General features: G+C 37.4%; 11 protein-coding genes, 1 pseudogene and 1 other annotated feature. Of the genes and pseudogenes, 5 read left to right on the plus strand and 7 right to left on the minus strand.

The window, feature by feature from the left end:
• Window positions 1-195: 195 nt before the first annotated feature.
• The 3 genes and pseudogenes from H4J63_RS17875 to H4J63_RS17885 all read right to left on the minus strand — a co-directional run bounded on the left by H4J63_RS17875 (window position 196) and on the right by H4J63_RS17885 (window position 3310).
• Window positions 196-915, minus strand: a complete 720-nt coding sequence (locus H4J63_RS17875) for a hypothetical protein (protein WP_024606314.1) — start codon at window positions 913-915, stop codon at window positions 196-198.
• A 106-nt stretch (window positions 916-1021) separates the two neighbouring features.
• Window positions 1022-1954 (minus strand): annotated as a pseudogene (locus H4J63_RS17880) (TniQ family protein); the annotation flags it as partial.
• A gap of 136 nt (window positions 1955-2090) precedes the next feature.
• Window positions 2091-3310, minus strand: a protein-coding gene (locus H4J63_RS17885) for an IS3 family transposase (protein WP_182197796.1) whose coding sequence is annotated in 2 segments (ribosomal slippage) — window positions 2091-3031 and window positions 3031-3310 — 1221 coding nt in all. Because the reading frame shifts where the segments join, the coding sequence is not laid out codon by codon here.
• Window positions 2916-3032: a sequence feature (AL1L pseudoknot), on the minus strand. (Overlaps the previous gene by 117 nt.)
• Window positions 3311-3483: 173 nt before the next feature.
• Between H4J63_RS17885 and H4J63_RS17890 the strand changes: the two genes are divergently transcribed.
• Together H4J63_RS17890 and H4J63_RS17895 are read left to right on the plus strand one after the other, a co-directional pair.
• Window positions 3484-3864 carry a hypothetical protein gene (locus H4J63_RS17890; protein ID WP_024606317.1) on the plus strand — a complete coding sequence of 127 codons (381 nt, stop codon included), beginning with the start codon at window positions 3484-3486 and terminating at the stop codon, window positions 3862-3864.
• Window positions 3865-4104: 240 nt separating this feature from the next.
• A complete protein-coding gene (locus H4J63_RS17895; protein WP_013463093.1) occupies window positions 4105-4542 on the plus strand; it encodes a hypothetical protein in 438 nt (145 codons plus the stop codon).
• A 43-nt stretch (window positions 4543-4585) separates the two neighbouring features.
• On the opposite strand, the gene H4J63_RS17900 is transcribed toward H4J63_RS17895, so the two are convergent.
• Window positions 4586-5158 (minus strand): YolA family protein, encoded by a 573-nt coding sequence (locus H4J63_RS17900; RefSeq protein ID WP_013463092.1) that lies wholly within the window; start codon window positions 5156-5158, stop codon window positions 4586-4588.
• A 1094-nt stretch (window positions 5159-6252) separates the two neighbouring features.
• Complete coding sequence (locus H4J63_RS17905; RefSeq protein WP_182197798.1) at window positions 6253-8376, minus strand: hypothetical protein; 2124 nt, start codon at window positions 8374-8376, stop codon at window positions 6253-6255.
• Between the two features lie 630 nt (window positions 8377-9006).
• Here H4J63_RS17905 and H4J63_RS17910 point away from each other — a divergent pair.
• From H4J63_RS17910 to H4J63_RS17920, 3 genes are all read left to right on the plus strand, one after another.
• The gene (locus H4J63_RS17910) at window positions 9007-9261 is read left to right on the plus strand and encodes a pyocin activator PrtN family protein (RefSeq protein WP_182197799.1); all 255 of its coding nucleotides are present in this window, start codon (window positions 9007-9009) and stop codon (window positions 9259-9261) included.
• Window positions 9262-10565: 1304 nt separating this feature from the next.
• The gene (locus H4J63_RS20670; RefSeq protein ID WP_182197801.1) at window positions 10566-10721 is read left to right on the plus strand and encodes a pyocin activator PrtN family protein; all 156 of its coding nucleotides are present in this window, start codon (window positions 10566-10568) and stop codon (window positions 10719-10721) included.
• A 920-nt stretch (window positions 10722-11641) separates the two neighbouring features.
• A complete protein-coding gene (locus tag H4J63_RS17920; RefSeq protein ID WP_182197803.1) occupies window positions 11642-12304 on the plus strand; it encodes a hypothetical protein in 663 nt (220 codons plus the stop codon).
• 432 nt (window positions 12305-12736) lie between these two features.
• Here H4J63_RS17920 and H4J63_RS17925 read toward each other — a convergent pair whose 3' ends face one another.
• Together H4J63_RS17925 and H4J63_RS17930 are read right to left on the minus strand one after the other, a co-directional pair.
• Complete coding sequence (locus H4J63_RS17925) at window positions 12737-13378, minus strand: Cthe_2314 family HEPN domain-containing protein (RefSeq protein WP_182197804.1); 642 nt, start codon at window positions 13376-13378, stop codon at window positions 12737-12739.
• 165 nt (window positions 13379-13543) lie between these two features.
• Complete coding sequence (locus H4J63_RS17930) at window positions 13544-15046, minus strand: ATP-dependent endonuclease (protein ID WP_259365834.1); 1503 nt, start codon at window positions 15044-15046, stop codon at window positions 13544-13546.
• Window positions 15047-15102: the final 56 nt, after the last annotated feature.

Raw genomic sequence — 15102 nt, forward strand, 5'->3', positions numbered from 1 at the left:
CTTCGCCAGTAAGGCCTTTACCAGCTTGAAGTTCAGCTAATGCTTTGTTGAAGTCGAAAGATTGAGTCATGTGTCACTCCTGTTTTCTTAATAATACTGAAATGACACAGATTTCTAAACACTACCTCAGGATTTAATTTCTAGCGAACCTTCATAATTTAAAAGGGCCTCTAAATGAGGCCCTTTCGCAATAAATTACTCTCGTTCTGCATTTCTTCTAAGTTGAGATGAGATATTATCGTTTAACTCAAGCCAACTAAAGTCCTTATTCCAAGCCTGTTTAAAGCTTTCTCCTCCTTGTGAATTATCCAGAATTTCTTTTAAATCAAATATTTTTGAGAAATTATCTTCGTTTACGTCGTAACTTGACCACCCCCTAACTCCCAAGTCAATGTGCTCTAGAAAGCTCGATTTAAACTCGTTAGCTGCGGCCACAAAATCCCCGTTGTCATTTAATTTTTCAGATATCAGACTTTTCTCTTTATCATTAATAGAACCTGTAACTTCTAGCTCACCTGATTGACTGATTGATATCCCCCAGTCTTTATTCGCTAATGATGGTTGTTCGGCCGCTATTTCAGCCACAATATTGTCATACTGAGTAAACATTTTTTCAACAGAGTTGGAAACTTCACCACCCGGCATATAAAGATTCACAGTAGCGATTCGAATATTATTTAACGCTTTTTCTTCTGCTTCCCTTGTTGATACAACATTATTTGTTGATATATTCATTGGCTTATCATAGGTCGCTTTAGGCTCTTTAGGCTGATCATTATGATATATGTCCTTAGCTAGTCGCTCCATTTCACTATTTATTTGTTCTTTACCATTTACAGGTTTATTAATTTTCACTTCTGAACCGTTCGATATAAACTGCGATGCTAGATTAGTATCATTTGAATTAACTTTCATATCATTTTCCTTGTTCGTTATTTATTACTAGTTATCGGCAGGTTATTATCTTACTTTAGTTGTTTCTAATAAGAAAAATTAACTTAATATACATAGATAATAAGCATTACTTAAATCTTAGACTCGGCATATCTTTGTAGAGGTAATGTGGGCGTAGTTTTTTATACTTAATGGCTTCATTTATCTTCCTTGGGTATTTTTCGATTAACCACCATGCGAGCTCTAAAATATAATGCCGCTCAGATAAAGAGCGCTGCTCAAATGCTATTTTTACATCACTTATATGTTGATACGGCATATTTGTTTTGTCACATAAGTATTGTTGTAAATCGGGAGCCAATGAGTGTGAGGCAATAATTCTACAAAGCTGATGCAGTAAATTAAGCCTCTGAGTTTTTACTTGACCTGAATTAACAAAACCACGGTCTAATACCGCTAACTTCCATTTCCACCTTCGATGTACGTTCTGGTGCCAAATATTAACAGGAATAGGAGTGAAATCAGTTAAACTTACCCCGCATTTCCAACACACCGCTAGATCTGGAGCATCTAACTGGTGATATTTTCCAAGCTCTATTCGGTGAAAAGCAACTGCCATTCCACAATGTCTACACCTATCTTCCATGAGTATTAAGTGTTTTGGGCAAAAAGTATAAAAAGCCACTCGCCAAGCAATTCGATAATAAGCGTCTGTACTTTCAGCTAAGCATAGGGGACAATACTGCATGCCAAAACCTGTATGAGTACGATGATATAATTTAAGCGGTGTTATCCAGCGTAGCTGACCTGACAGGCTTGTAGACTCAAATAAACGCCCCTCAAATAGACTTAGCGTTGTTTTCTTTGCTTCCCTAAGTGTTACCCCCGTTTTTACTGACATCTGCTCTAACAACCTTTCAGGCGCTAGCCTATCTATATCCCTATTCCAAAGTTCATAACGCTTATTAAAAGCAAAATGACCAAAGCTTTGTACTTTCAGGCCATTGTGATGTGCAGTTCGCACCATCCATGAAGATAAACACTCCCCTGGTAATGGGTGCGGATGAGCTGGCTATAATTTTCCAGACAACATTTAAATTGCCTTGTCTAACTGACGCTTTCTTTGTGAAGGTGTTACCCAGTTTATTTTATCTAATTGAATCGCCCCGAGTTCATCGGAGACCAGTTTGTTTAAGTCAGGCCACTTTACCTGACTCGTTTAAATTATCATAGTAGTCTGTTTCATATTGAGCTGGTGAAATATACCCAATTGAAGATAATAGGCGTTGATTATTAAACCAATTAACCCACTCTAACGTTGCGTATTCAACAGCATCAACATTCTTCCACGGGCCATTTCTGCGAATAATCTCTGTTTTAAATAATCCATTTATTGTTTCAGCCAATGCATTGTCATAAGAGTCACCCACACTGCCTACAGACGCTTGAATTCCAGCTTCAGCAAGTCGCTCAGTGTATCGTATAGAAAAATATTGGCTGCCTCTGTCGCTGTGGTGAATTAACCCTTCGGGGTTGCCACGATGCCAAATAGCTTGCTCTAACGCATCAAGAATAAGCTCTGTGTGCATTGTCGTTGATACACGCCAACCTACAATGTATCGTGAAAAAACATCTATCACGAAAGCGACATAAACAAACCCACTCCATGTGGCAACATAGGTGATGTCAGCTACCCAAAGTTGATTTGGCTGCTCAGCAGTAAATTGACGATTAACTAAATCAAGTGGCTTATCTTGTTGCTCGTCAGGTATCGTTGTCTTATGTGCTTTACCCCGACGAACACCTTGAATTCCCATAACTCGCATCAATCGTTCGACTGTACAGCGGGCGACTTGATGGTCGTCAAGCTGTAGCTGCTTCCATATTTTTCTTGCACCATAAACTGACATATTATCCTCCCACACTTCGCGAATGAGTATTATCAGCTCAGCATCACGCTTTTTGCGGTTAGACAGTCGCTCAGGCTCTCTTTGTATCTGTTTATGAGAATAATACGTTGATGGTGCAATCGGCAATTCCTTGCAAATTGACTCGACACCGTAATGCTCTCTGCAAGCATCAATAAAATCCACTATTACTTCTGTTTGCGGTCGAGCTCCGCTTGGGCGAAAAAAGCGGCAGCTTGCCTCAGGATATCATTCGTTCGCTTGAGCTCTTTATTCTCGCGCTCTAAGACGGCAAGGCGTTCTTCAGTTGATTGCGTATTAGAAGAGGGTTTAGACGGTTGAGCTTGAGATTTCTTGACCCATGCTCTAAGTGTTTCTGGGGTACATCCCAGTTTATCTGAAATCGATACTAGCGCAGCCCAAAGAGAAGGGTATTCATGCTGTTGTGTGGTAACAAGCCTAATTGCACGTTCACGAAATTCTGATGTATAGCGATTTGATTTTTTCATAGTTCCAGTTTCTCAAGTTATTGAGTCTCTGGCAAACACGGGGCGATTCATTCGACAGCGTGCCTATTATCTCATTTTGTCATACACAGTTTTCATCTAAAATAACCTGTTGCGCCTTTAAAAATAGGCGTATACGCTTTGTTTACACCCGTATACATCAGAGGTATTTTAGAATGGCTATTCTAAGCATCCGAATTGACGATAAATTAAAAGAGTCTTTAAGTAGTGAGGCGCAAAAGGAAGGTATTTCTTTATCTGAATATGTGAAGAAATCACTGGAAATTAAGAGCGTTGATACTCATATACTAGCAACAGAGAAAAACTTAAAAAGCTCTGTTGATAGTATTAAAGATTTAGCGCTCGTCTCTCAGGAGACTGTACACGAAGTTGAACTAAATATTCAGCGGCTAAATGAATCGCTTAAAAATGCAAATCACTTAAAAGAAATCAAAAAATTGAAATGGATATTGATTTCTATATCCCTCATCTTTGTATCAATCTCGATCCCAATATTTCACTTTAATATTGCTTATTTCAAAACCTTCTTTTATTAGGCTTTATCCTGAATAATTTAAGGCCTATGAGCCAAGCCTATTAGTAAATATTCCAGTTACCGGAAAGCCTTTGCCGTCCAACACCTCTGTATTAAGCTTTTCACTTTACGATGAATTACCTTCAACAACTTAATTTAAATAAACTTTTTAAAGGCGTTTTCAAAAGACTATAAGTGTATAATTATGGCGCAGGTTTTGCAGTTAATATCACTCATACGATCATACTAAGGAAAAGAACCTATGCGAGTTGATGCAAACGTACATTATTTTAATGGGAACCAGCGTACCAAGCCTTCAACAGAGGCCTCAACGTCATTTTCGGCTGCATTAACAGCAGCACAAACAGACAATGATAAGACTGACAGCAGCACAAAACAGGCGGATTTCACTAGTATGACCCGGCAAGAAATGCGGGACTGGGCCAACACTCAAATCCGCAATGGAGAAATGTCTCTCGATGACGGCAGGCCTTTCATGGCTATGACTATGAAAATACCCGTAAATGGAGGCGAACTGGCAGGTGCACACAGTGATGAAACACGATATAACTTCATTCAAAAAACGCGTGATGGCATCCAAGGCGCACTGTCACGCAATGACGAGACTACTTTGAAGATGTTAGAATCAGCTATGTCTATCATGCAAGACAAAAGTACTGGTGTTAACATTCGTATTTAGAAATATAAAAAGGCCAGAATGTCTGGCCTACATCATTAATAAATCAAAGAATACTGATCTGGACTGACATAGTATTCCATGGCGAATTAGTCGAAGTATTTTGGTATTTGAATAATCCGTTTTGATGACCATCGACATTGTATTCATTGAGGAAACCCACGACAGTTTGCCCAGCGGTACAAGGCCATGTGTAATTACTACCAGTCACACAAACAGGCGTACTTGAGTACATTGTGGAACTCGGAAGTAACCCACCGTTCATCCAAGCAATATGATTATAACCATAACCAATTTCTAAAACAGCAGTACGCAGCTGCTCTCCCCCATGATCACATGCAGTTGTTGTCATACCAACAGTGGACTCCCACCCACAATCAGTTGAACCAACAGCATATACCCACATTGAAGATAGCGGCGGAGCTGATGCTCGAGCCATTAATTCAGACTCCATGCGGATGTTTTTGATTTCGGCAGGAGCTGGAGCATTCTGACTAGTGAGTACAGGAAGGGAGGTAATTACTTGTTGACTGCGCGGAACTTCCTCAGCATAACTCATATTACTTACACCAGTTGCTATGACTACAGATAGCAGGCAATTAATTAAATTTATTTTCATAGTCCTTGAATTTCCCTTTTAATATCAATTGAAAGGTATTTATAGTTCACGCCTTTAGCATTGTCAAAAAATGAAAACATAATGATAAATAATTAATTTTTATATTTGTTAACTGATAGCAGAAAATCAAACACAAGACCTTCATCCAACAACTGAGTTTCACCGGTGAAACTTTAATTTTAGCGGCTAAAATAATGGGGTATCACACTTTGACCTGCAATACCCCCTACCTAACAATTAACCTATTAAACTTATAACCAATTGGGCTACAGAAATTAGGGAAATTAAATTAATAGAAAACCTTCCTTCTACTTTCACTTTATAATGAATATCTATTTTCATTCGCGTGCTCATTAATATTGATAGTGCCCCAACCGCAGTGTAATCTTAAATTGCCGTAAAAGATTGGCGGTTAGAACGTGGCATCCATGCCATTTTACTATCGTTGATTTTCAACCAGGCCTCGTGCCTGGTTACCTTCATTTTTTATGTTTCTTTGATACTAACAAAATTTTTTAACTATCTGCGGCGCTGAAAAAATTAACCTGTCGCCTTAGTTCCGCTTAATCATAATTTAACGCATAGCACTTTTACGAATAAGCAAAAGGTGAGTATTTATTAAAATAATTGCCGGTGTATCTACCATTTCACATTAAAAACAGGTGCGGCGGCACTCTAGGTTACACTGTCGTATTAACCTAGAGGCCTTGCCATGTAAGCGCTAATAACGAATTGCACACGGGAAAGTTACACGCGTGATGTGAACGGTACTTTTGAACGGACTCGATAAAGTTATTGAATAAACAGGTCTGATAAACACAGCCGTACGTATTGCTATCTGTGCGTTGCTAATTTAGAAAAGTCCCTGACACGTTTCTGTCCAAATGTGAGTTAGGTTAAATGTCCGTTATTTTAGTTTTATTAGTCATTTGATAAACTAGCTGAACGACAGCTTCTGTCACAAAGCCGCCCTCAGTTTAAAGCTCATTTTGTCCAATTGTGACTTGCCGATACCAGCAGACCCACTGAACAATTTAGTCATGGCTAACCAGTAAATGTAAGATCGAGTATGGGTTACTACACCTAAGGCAATATCAGAAATTACAGCACGCTTCCCCATGCCGCATAATATCTTCTTGAATCGAGTGAAGGTCTAACTTTGCGTAGACGCTACGTACCGTTTCTTCCTTATCGTTTAACAGTATTGATAATCCAGCGTAATCTTGGCGATTTTTTGATAGATAGTAAGTCGCAGCAAAATGCCTTAAAGCATGAGGGTTGATCCCCTTAACGATCCAATCCCGTTCAGGCCATATTAGCTGAATCACACGATAAGTCTGTTCCGACATATTAACTCGTAAGCCACCACGGCTGTTTATGCCATTCCAGATAAATAACCTATTGTCCATACCATGGTAATGAAGCGCTCTTTGCTCAATGAACTCATTAATTTTGTCGCTTAGCGCTATAGGTAATTTGTTTTCAATGCCTTTAGCATGTTTGCCAAGGTGAGCTCTATTTTTAACGAGCGGCAAAGGAATAAAGGTACTATAACTATCATCGGCATTTGATATCAGAGCAGCGGCTTTAGAATTGGCAGCTTCTTCAACTGTTCTGTATGGTTCAGCGATTAAGTCTTCAAAGTTACTAATTCTAAGTGGATTAACCAAAGCAATCCTCATCGCTAATGCGATAGATAAATACCTTAGTCGGTCATCCCCATTACTACATGGTTCATAAGCTAACTCTTCAAACTTTCTAACTATTTTTTGATACTCTATGACCCCATCTTCAACGCCGCCTTGAAGGCCTTTGTTGGCACGGTAACTAGTGTCTATTAACCACTTGATATTACGATTCCCGTCACTAGGGTTAGCCTCGCCACTAGAATTAATTAGTGTTATCAAGCCCTCCACTTTACTTACCAGCTTACTAATATCAAAACAGTATTCTTGTAAATTTTTAGCTGGAGAGCTCGGGATAAAGTAGAACATTGGTAAGTAAGGGACTAACGAAATATTTGGAGATTTAATTAATACCAGCAGCTTCATTAGGCATTTCTTTGCTTGCTTATGATTGTCTCCGCCTAGAAAATCATACTCTACTATACTCTTTACCTTGAGAGCACGGCGCTGGTTATACTCGGCTTGATTAATAATATCATTATAGCTATTAACCCAGATGCCATTAGTATGGTAATCATAAAAAAGCTGTAAATTACGCCCGTTCAATAGCATGGAAAAATCAAATTCTTCTATTGACTGTATTAGCCCGCACTTAACAAACGTAGTTGAAAAATTACGCAAGATATTGCGCCAAATCTCAACCGTCGGCGTATCTCCACGACCATTAGTACTCCAATACTTCTTAGGGGATTTGAACTGAGCGGTGCTTAAAAAGTTATTCGCTAGTTGCATATGATGATGGGTTTCAAGAATCTCATCAACTGTCATTGGTTGCATAAAATAGCTAGCTAAAGTCATAAAGTGTTTTTCAGCGTTTTTCCCTAAGTCTAATAACTCACTCGGCTTCTTCGTTCCATTCGGACAAGACTTACGTTGTGGTATGTGGATCATTTTAGGTATGAAGCGAGTGATGAGACCTTCTGGCAGCGAGAAATGCGCCTCTACCTTAGTCCATCCATTAATAATATTCTCAGCTGCTTTACCATGTGTTTTAGTAGTAAAATTTTTAATTCTTTTTTCACGAACTCGAGCAAAATGATTTTTCGAAAGACAATCCTGTGTGATAACAGAAAAAGCAGCGTCCTTGTCCCGATATGTTAAATCCGAAAAGTAGTGCTCCCCTAACGCATTATATATATCATGAAGCTCTGTGAGTTTTTTAAGCTCATCAATATTCATAGGCTCTATAGTCGCCGCCTTTAAAATGCTTTGAGAGTTAAACCTAGCAAATTTATGCTTAATTGGAATTAGCGCTTCACTGGCCTTATTTAGCATTGATGCCTTTACTCTTGCCGTCCCAACTTTTGCTGAACTGCCACCAGCTTTATCGATCAGGTATTCTTGAAACGCTTTTTTGGAGTTTCGGTAATGATGCCCCAATAGCGCTTTCAACGGGTTATCACATACACCAGATTCAACAAAATCTTTAGCCGATTTTAAAATTGCCACAGCTTTATCTTCACCAATTAGAGCTTCCTCAAGTTCGAGTAGCATTGTTTGGTTCATGTCTTTCTGTAACGGATTAGAGTGCATTACTACTTACCTTAAATATGAATTAATATTTGACTAGGAACTCCCACCTCTCCTAATCACTAATGCTACACGCAGATAAATAGCCTTTTGCTTTATGGAAAACTAAATTTACACACATAACCCTTTAAAATTAGCACATAAACTCACTTACCCACAACTACAGATTCGATTTAACCATATGATATATAGCGATATTTTTAGTTTTTATTAGGGCGTAATAGACTGCAACGCAGTCAATTACGTTAGAAATAAAGTGCTTAGAAAAAGCTGAAAATAATTTCAACTCTTTAGCTTATAGCTATAAAAAACTAATAATTTTGACATGTTTTTATTAGTTTTATGAGAAGCCCGATGGGATAGTTGATGGCTATATTTAAAAGGTAACGCTATATAAGTTGATATAACCAACTATACAGATATACTATTTACTCGTAGCCAAAGTTGACGCATTTCTTAGAAATTCAACTTGGTGAATGTTTCTCCAGTCACATAGGCCGTAACCCAGACTGCGTTGCGATAACCTGAGATTCATTAGCCTCCTTCAACATACCTGTCTAGCACTTTCCTTTGACTACCAAACCCTCATTTTTGATTTGGCTCTTTATGAGCTTTAACGGTTTAGGAAAGATTATGAACACAGTATTTATGCTACTTGCTCAATTTGAAGAAGCCATTATCCCTTTGGGTAAGGTTTGTGATGACTATTTTGGCTGTTCGCTCCGTACAGCTATGAATAAAGCCAAAGCAGAAGATCTGCCAATTCCTACATTCAAAATAGGAAGCTCGGCAAAAGCACCATATTACATTCACTTAAATGATCTAGCTGAGTATATTGATGCTCAAAGAGCTAAAGCTAAGGAAGAGTGGTTTAGAGTAAATACATAGCCAGATTGTAAGTCAGCTACCTTTTAGGTAGCTGACTATGCAGTAAGCATTAGCCCATCAGATACAACGATTCTTACACTGGCTAAATCCAAGCAATAGTAATAACAAATGACTATTACTGTTTCATAACCTCCTATGTGATAAGGCAGAAGGTACTTACCCATGAAAGTGCAAATGTAGTGCTACTTAAATCCCATCTACAACAGCTGTGAAATTAGTCGCAATAAGAAGTTGGATCTGACTGGCAATGTTAATAATCTCCCTCCAGTTTGGATATAGACTTTTAGAAGTGAGGCATCACAGATAGGATCTGCTAATAAGTAAGTTTGCTAAGTTACTACCAAACCCCACTGTTTTGGTAGCAGATAACTCTTTGGTATTGGATTTTTACTACCTAACCCCACCTTTTTGGAGATTATCCCATACTTTGCTCTTGGTTTTTACTACCTAATCCCACCCATTTAAACTAAACGTAGTCGCTGAACACGGTTTATACTACCTAATCCAGTCCTTTTTAAGCTGAATATGCGTGCTGACCACGGTTTTTACTACCTAATCTTGACAGTTTTAAGCTAAACGTGGACGTTGAACACGGTTTTTACTACCTAATCCTACTGTTTTGTTCACGAAGATCTAATTAGTAACAACTATTGGATCCAATAATGATAACCTCTTGGGTATACAAACTTGCTTTAAATTCGCGGTTCACAATCAAGATCAGTCTCAATTCTAAAATCACCAACGCTTTTCAAAAACCACTGTGAACTAACAAGTGTTATCGAAGTTATAAGTTGAATCATAAACTAACAGTCTGACACCGTGTCAGACTGTAGCCTCAGTTCTAACTTAACTACATGTCGTTGCATAATGACTTTAGTTAATGATAACCACTAAACATGCAACCCAATGTGAACTAATAAGTGTTATCGAAGTTACAAGTTGAATCATTAACTAATAGTCTGACAACGTGTCAGACTGTAACCTCAGTTTTAACTTGACTAAAATCGTTGTACAACGATTTTAGTCAACAGTAATGCCTTGAATTTAAAATTGATTTCAATTCTCGGTTCAAAATAAAGCGCCAGCTCAATTACAGAATTACCAACACTTTCCAATCACAACAACATTGGGGACTAATAAGAGTTATCGTAGTTATAAGTTGAACCATAAACTAGCAGTCTGACACCGTGTCAGACTGTCGCTTTGGTTCTAATCCATATACATCGTTGTACAACGATTTTAAGTAATGTGAATTAGTCTTAACTTGATCTTTCAGGTTAGACTAATAGAACTTAATCAAATCGATGAATAAAGCCAAAGCAAAGGATCTGCCAATTCCTACATTCAAAATAGGAAGCTCGGCAAAAGCACCATATTACATTCACTTAAATGATCTAGCTGAGTATATTGATGCTCAGAGGGCTAAAGCTAAGGAAGAATGGTCTAGAGTAAATACATAGCCAGATTGTAAGTCAGCTACCTTTTAGGTGGCTGACTATACTAGTAAGTATTAGTCCATCAGATACAACAACTCTTAAACTACTTAAATTAAAAAACTAACCAATATTTTTAATTTTGCAAAATCTCCTGCGTAACAGGGAAAAACAAATAACAACATATTTTTAAGCAAATTAACCCCTTGAGCTCTATGCTTATATTCGTATAATCAAAAGCAAGAATGAGATTTGAGAAAAATAACCTCATAATATTTAGCCTTCCGGTTCTGAGCCAGATACGTCTCAGAACAAACGGGCTGTCATGGGGATGGTAGGATAAGAGACGCTTGCCCATGAGAGTGCAAATGCTGTGCTGCTTAAAGCAGCTGATATTCGAGCATTGAATATCAACAAGGGGATCTACCTACAGCAGCAGTGAGATGAGTCGCAATAAAAAGTTGGATCTGATTGGGCAATGTTAATAATCTCCCTCCAGTTTGGATATAGACTTTTAGTAAATGAGGCATCGCAGATAGGCGTTACTAACAATTAAGTTTACTAAGTTACTACCAACATGCCTTACAGTAAGTATCGTGGCATAAATCAAATGTTTTTGGTACACCCAAAGCTAACCTGCATCCACTTACTACCAAATCCCACTGTTTGCCACCAAGCTATGTGTGTTGAAATCGTTGTACAACTATTTTTTATTAGCTATACCGAGTTTTATTTAACACTGGACTAGGAGCACAAGCCAAATAAACCTTGATGAAAAGGCCTCTTTCAATTAATGTATAAACTCAAGCTCTAATAGCTTGTAGTAACTTACAATTCAGATTTCGATACTAAAGAGACCTAGGACTCCTTTTTTTAAAGGGGTAGCTACTTTTTAGTATCAATTCTAGGCTCTTGTATCCTGTCTTTAAATTAATAAAGAGGATTTCATGCCTACACCAAAACAAAAATTACCTAATCTCAAAACCTTAGCAAATAAATTTACCGATCTTGCACCAGTTATATATATGAGTGTCCTAAGAACCAAAGGGGGATCAGGTGAATCACGTGTTGTCCAAGAGCTAGCAGATAAACTTTCGCAAATACACCATAAAGTGTTAATTGTTACATCTCAAAAAGCCCAGAAATATGGCCACAAGGTGCGTGGTTACGACACCACTCCAAATGTGCCAATGGAAATCATGCAAGCGCTGAAAAATTCAATGTTAAATTCATCTTTCAAATTTGGAAAGCTTATTTCTGCTGAAGATATTCCAAACTCCGAAATTTCACTTGCAAATACATACTACGATTGGATGTACTCAGAAATTGATACTTTAAAAAAGACTATTGCAAAATCACATTATACAGCTGTAATTCTTACGACCGGAGAAGGAAGTGCAGTTAGTGGAAGAGAGGTTGAATACGCTTTAAAGCATTCCGAAGTTACGATCTTATCAATTGCATCAGATGTCCGTGACAGTACAAAGAAGGCTAATGACATCGTCAACTACATTTCAAGTTGCCCAGTTGATAACAGCGAGCTATGGTCATTAAAATGGGGTAGCAGCAAAAAAGAAATTCATACATACCAATTAGTGTGTCATAACTAGTTTTAAGAATTAGTTTTAAGATTCAAATAAATAGCAGTTAGATAGGTATGATTTTAGATTTCTGTTTAGCTGCTATTATCATTTTTAAAGAGTTCAAACAAGTTATGCAAAACCATATTGATAAAGTAATAAGCTCTAACCTTCAAAAAAAACCAAGCAATTGATTTAAAAAGAGATTGACATTCACAATTGTCAATTAGAATTGAGAGTCTTCTATGTGAATAAACAGGTGCAGGTAACGAGACTGTAGAATAACTCCAACAGCCAAATTCAATTAAAAACGAGCTCCTATAATTAACTCTAAGCGTTTTTAAAGCATTAGGTAATGCATTTGGAACCCATAAAACGGACTGATTTTCTTTAAAAATAGTAATTCTACAGCCTCAACGCCCTCATCAAGCGGCGTAAAATACAGTCGCTTGCACGTGCATGTTATCTGTCTTTCACTATGCTTTTATAAATAACTGCAAAGCTGTTAATTAGGTTTGTCACTAAATTATTCATGACTGGTACTATTGGCTGAAAATTAGAAGCTATGTCTTCACGCACTATCTTTTTTATGTTTTCCATTGACATCACTTTTTCTATTTCGGATGAAAATTCATCTGAAGGACCTTCCATAGCTTGAATAACAATAAGATTTTTGTTCGAATAGCCCTCTTGATGGGCTACTTTATTTCGCGAACACCTTAATTGCGATACCGAATCATTTAACTTCTTTATTGTTTCAGCCGCCTGCGGATAATCTTTTTTTAGGAGGTCTAAAACATATCTATTTCCTCCCGCTCTCTCCATTTTACTTTTATCCAAAAGCACTGTTGTACCTGCTAATAGGTGGCACCTGTCAACAACACTGGTTAGTCTTAATAGAAAGTTTTCAGCATGAAAAGAATAATGCTCCGATAATTCATAATTTGAATCTTTAAAGTCCCTCTTATTGAGATACTCTAGAGACATGTTTAAAGTTTTAAATGCATTATCAATTTCTGAAACCCTTGAAAAGACATCATGTGCATATTTTTGCATCTCTGACACATTAGCATTTTCCTTACCTGATTTATGAGCATCTAGCATTACAGTAATGCATTCACAAACAAGAGGGAATAATATTTTGATGTTGGTATTTTCAGTATGAATAGTAAAACTCCTTACTATTTAAACACATAAAATTTAATCAAAGAACTTTTTAACTATAAGTGCATAAAATTTCAGAATGTCGTGGCTTGCTAACAAAAAAAGTTAGCCCAACCATTCCCTGATTTCCTCTATCCAAGAAGGTACTGCGTACTCGTCACTTATTGCCTCAACATATCGCTTAGAGAATGAAAACTTATTATTATCCAAATCGAAAAATTGCTCAATTTCACCCCATTGGCTAGCTTTTAAATCTAGTGCGATTCGTGAACTTTCTTGGGTGATTTCATCTTCTATTTCATGCAAGAAACTAAGTTTATCAGGATAACTATCGATAAAAGTGCATAAAGTTTCATAGAACAATTTGCCATTTAAAGAGTCCTCTATTTCAGTTGCTGGAGAAACTGGATTGGCTTGAATATTGACAAGCTTTGTCGTTCGCTCTTTCATGCAATTAACTATTCTCTTACAATAAAGGTTTGGATATTTCTTCACATCATAATTAACCAATTGCGCATCAGTATCAGAAAGTAAAATGATTTTTCCGGAAATTTCTTCCTGAAAGTCTTCATATGAGGTCGACAAATGATTATACAGTCTCTTGATCTCTCTAGCTCCACCAACGGGAACAATCCTTAACCTTTTTGAATCAATCAAATCCTGAAAGTAAGCGCTCAAGTACACTTTTTCAGACGACCCTTCACAAATAATCCAGTTAAATGGTGTTTCACCAATTGCACTGGTAATCACTGACTGTACAAAGTCATTAACGCTTTTTAGTCTTATGTCGTAAGGTAGTCGCCCTTTAGATTTCGTAGTCAATTGCTTGATTTGCTCTCTGTAATTAGCCAAGTTAATCATATCGAAAACATGTGCTGAGTCATTTTTGGTTATTACGGTTGCACTACCCGTCTCGATTGTTGGTAAAAAGCCATACCAGTGAGATGAAAATACAACTTGCATAGCATCTCGACTAATCTCATATAAAGCATCGAATTGGTCAAAGCATGCCGACATGTGCAAAGATGATTCCGGCTCATCAATTCCTATTATTAAATTAGTACCAGTATCTCTGTGCTTCTTTAACAAGCTATGTGCAACATTTATTATGGCTTTTTGTTTCTCACCTGAACTTAATGAACTAATTTCTAGCCAGTTTTCACCTTGTTTTTTGTGTAATTTTCTTGTGCTAAAAAATGATTGAATAATTAGATTATATACGTCATTTTTCTTGAGGTATTGCTGCCTATCTGTTGGCGTCCTGTAAGAATATATTTCCAACTCTTGTGCAAGTGTATCGATGAAAGAGTTGAGGCTAGAGTTGATTTCGTTAATTTGTTTCTGAGGAACTCGCTCACTCAATATTTGTATTAAAGTTTCTCCCATAAGAACCTGTATTTCATTGGTTTCCAGCTTTGTAAAAAGCTCAGGTTCAATCTCTCTGGGAATATAGATGTAATCAACTATTTCTTTTATTTTGTTCAGTAATGGTAGAAAAGCTTCTAGCTCACTATCAGACAGTGAAGTGTTTGTTGTTTCGTGAGCGTCTAGCGAACTACACCTATGTTTTAAAATTCCAGGGTAACAAGCTGTCGATATCGGGCTCAGGCTGGCACAGTTCATCAAGGCAAGCACAGATGTAATTAAATGGGATTAGACCATTT

Origin of the sequence: Pseudoalteromonas sp. 5Ae-yellow, from assembly GCF_014077565.1 — a bacterium.
Taxonomy (GTDB): Bacteria; Pseudomonadota; Gammaproteobacteria; order Enterobacterales; family Alteromonadaceae; genus Pseudoalteromonas.

Excerpts from the sequence above, each read along its gene's own strand:
- H4J63_RS20670 (WP_182197801.1), top strand. The coding sequence starts at position 10,566 with ATGAATAAAGCCAAAGCAAAGGATCTGCCAATTCCTACATTCAAAATA.
- H4J63_RS17895 (WP_013463093.1), top strand. The coding sequence starts at position 4,105 with ATGCGAGTTGATGCAAACGTACATTATTTTAATGGGAACCAGCGTACC.
- H4J63_RS17905 (WP_182197798.1), bottom strand. The coding sequence starts at position 8,376 with ATGCACTCTAATCCGTTACAGAAAGACATGAACCAAACAATGCTACTC.
- H4J63_RS17890 (WP_024606317.1), top strand. The coding sequence starts at position 3,484 with ATGGCTATTCTAAGCATCCGAATTGACGATAAATTAAAAGAGTCTTTA.
- H4J63_RS17920 (WP_182197803.1), top strand. The coding sequence starts at position 11,642 with ATGCCTACACCAAAACAAAAATTACCTAATCTCAAAACCTTAGCAAAT.
- H4J63_RS17900 (WP_013463092.1), bottom strand. The coding sequence starts at position 5,158 with ATGAAAATAAATTTAATTAATTGCCTGCTATCTGTAGTCATAGCAACT.
- H4J63_RS17925 (WP_182197804.1), bottom strand. The coding sequence starts at position 13,378 with ATGCTAGATGCTCATAAATCAGGTAAGGAAAATGCTAATGTGTCAGAG.
- H4J63_RS17875 (WP_024606314.1), bottom strand. The coding sequence starts at position 915 with ATGAAAGTTAATTCAAATGATACTAATCTAGCATCGCAGTTTATATCG.
- H4J63_RS17910 (WP_182197799.1), top strand. The coding sequence starts at position 9,007 with ATGAACACAGTATTTATGCTACTTGCTCAATTTGAAGAAGCCATTATC.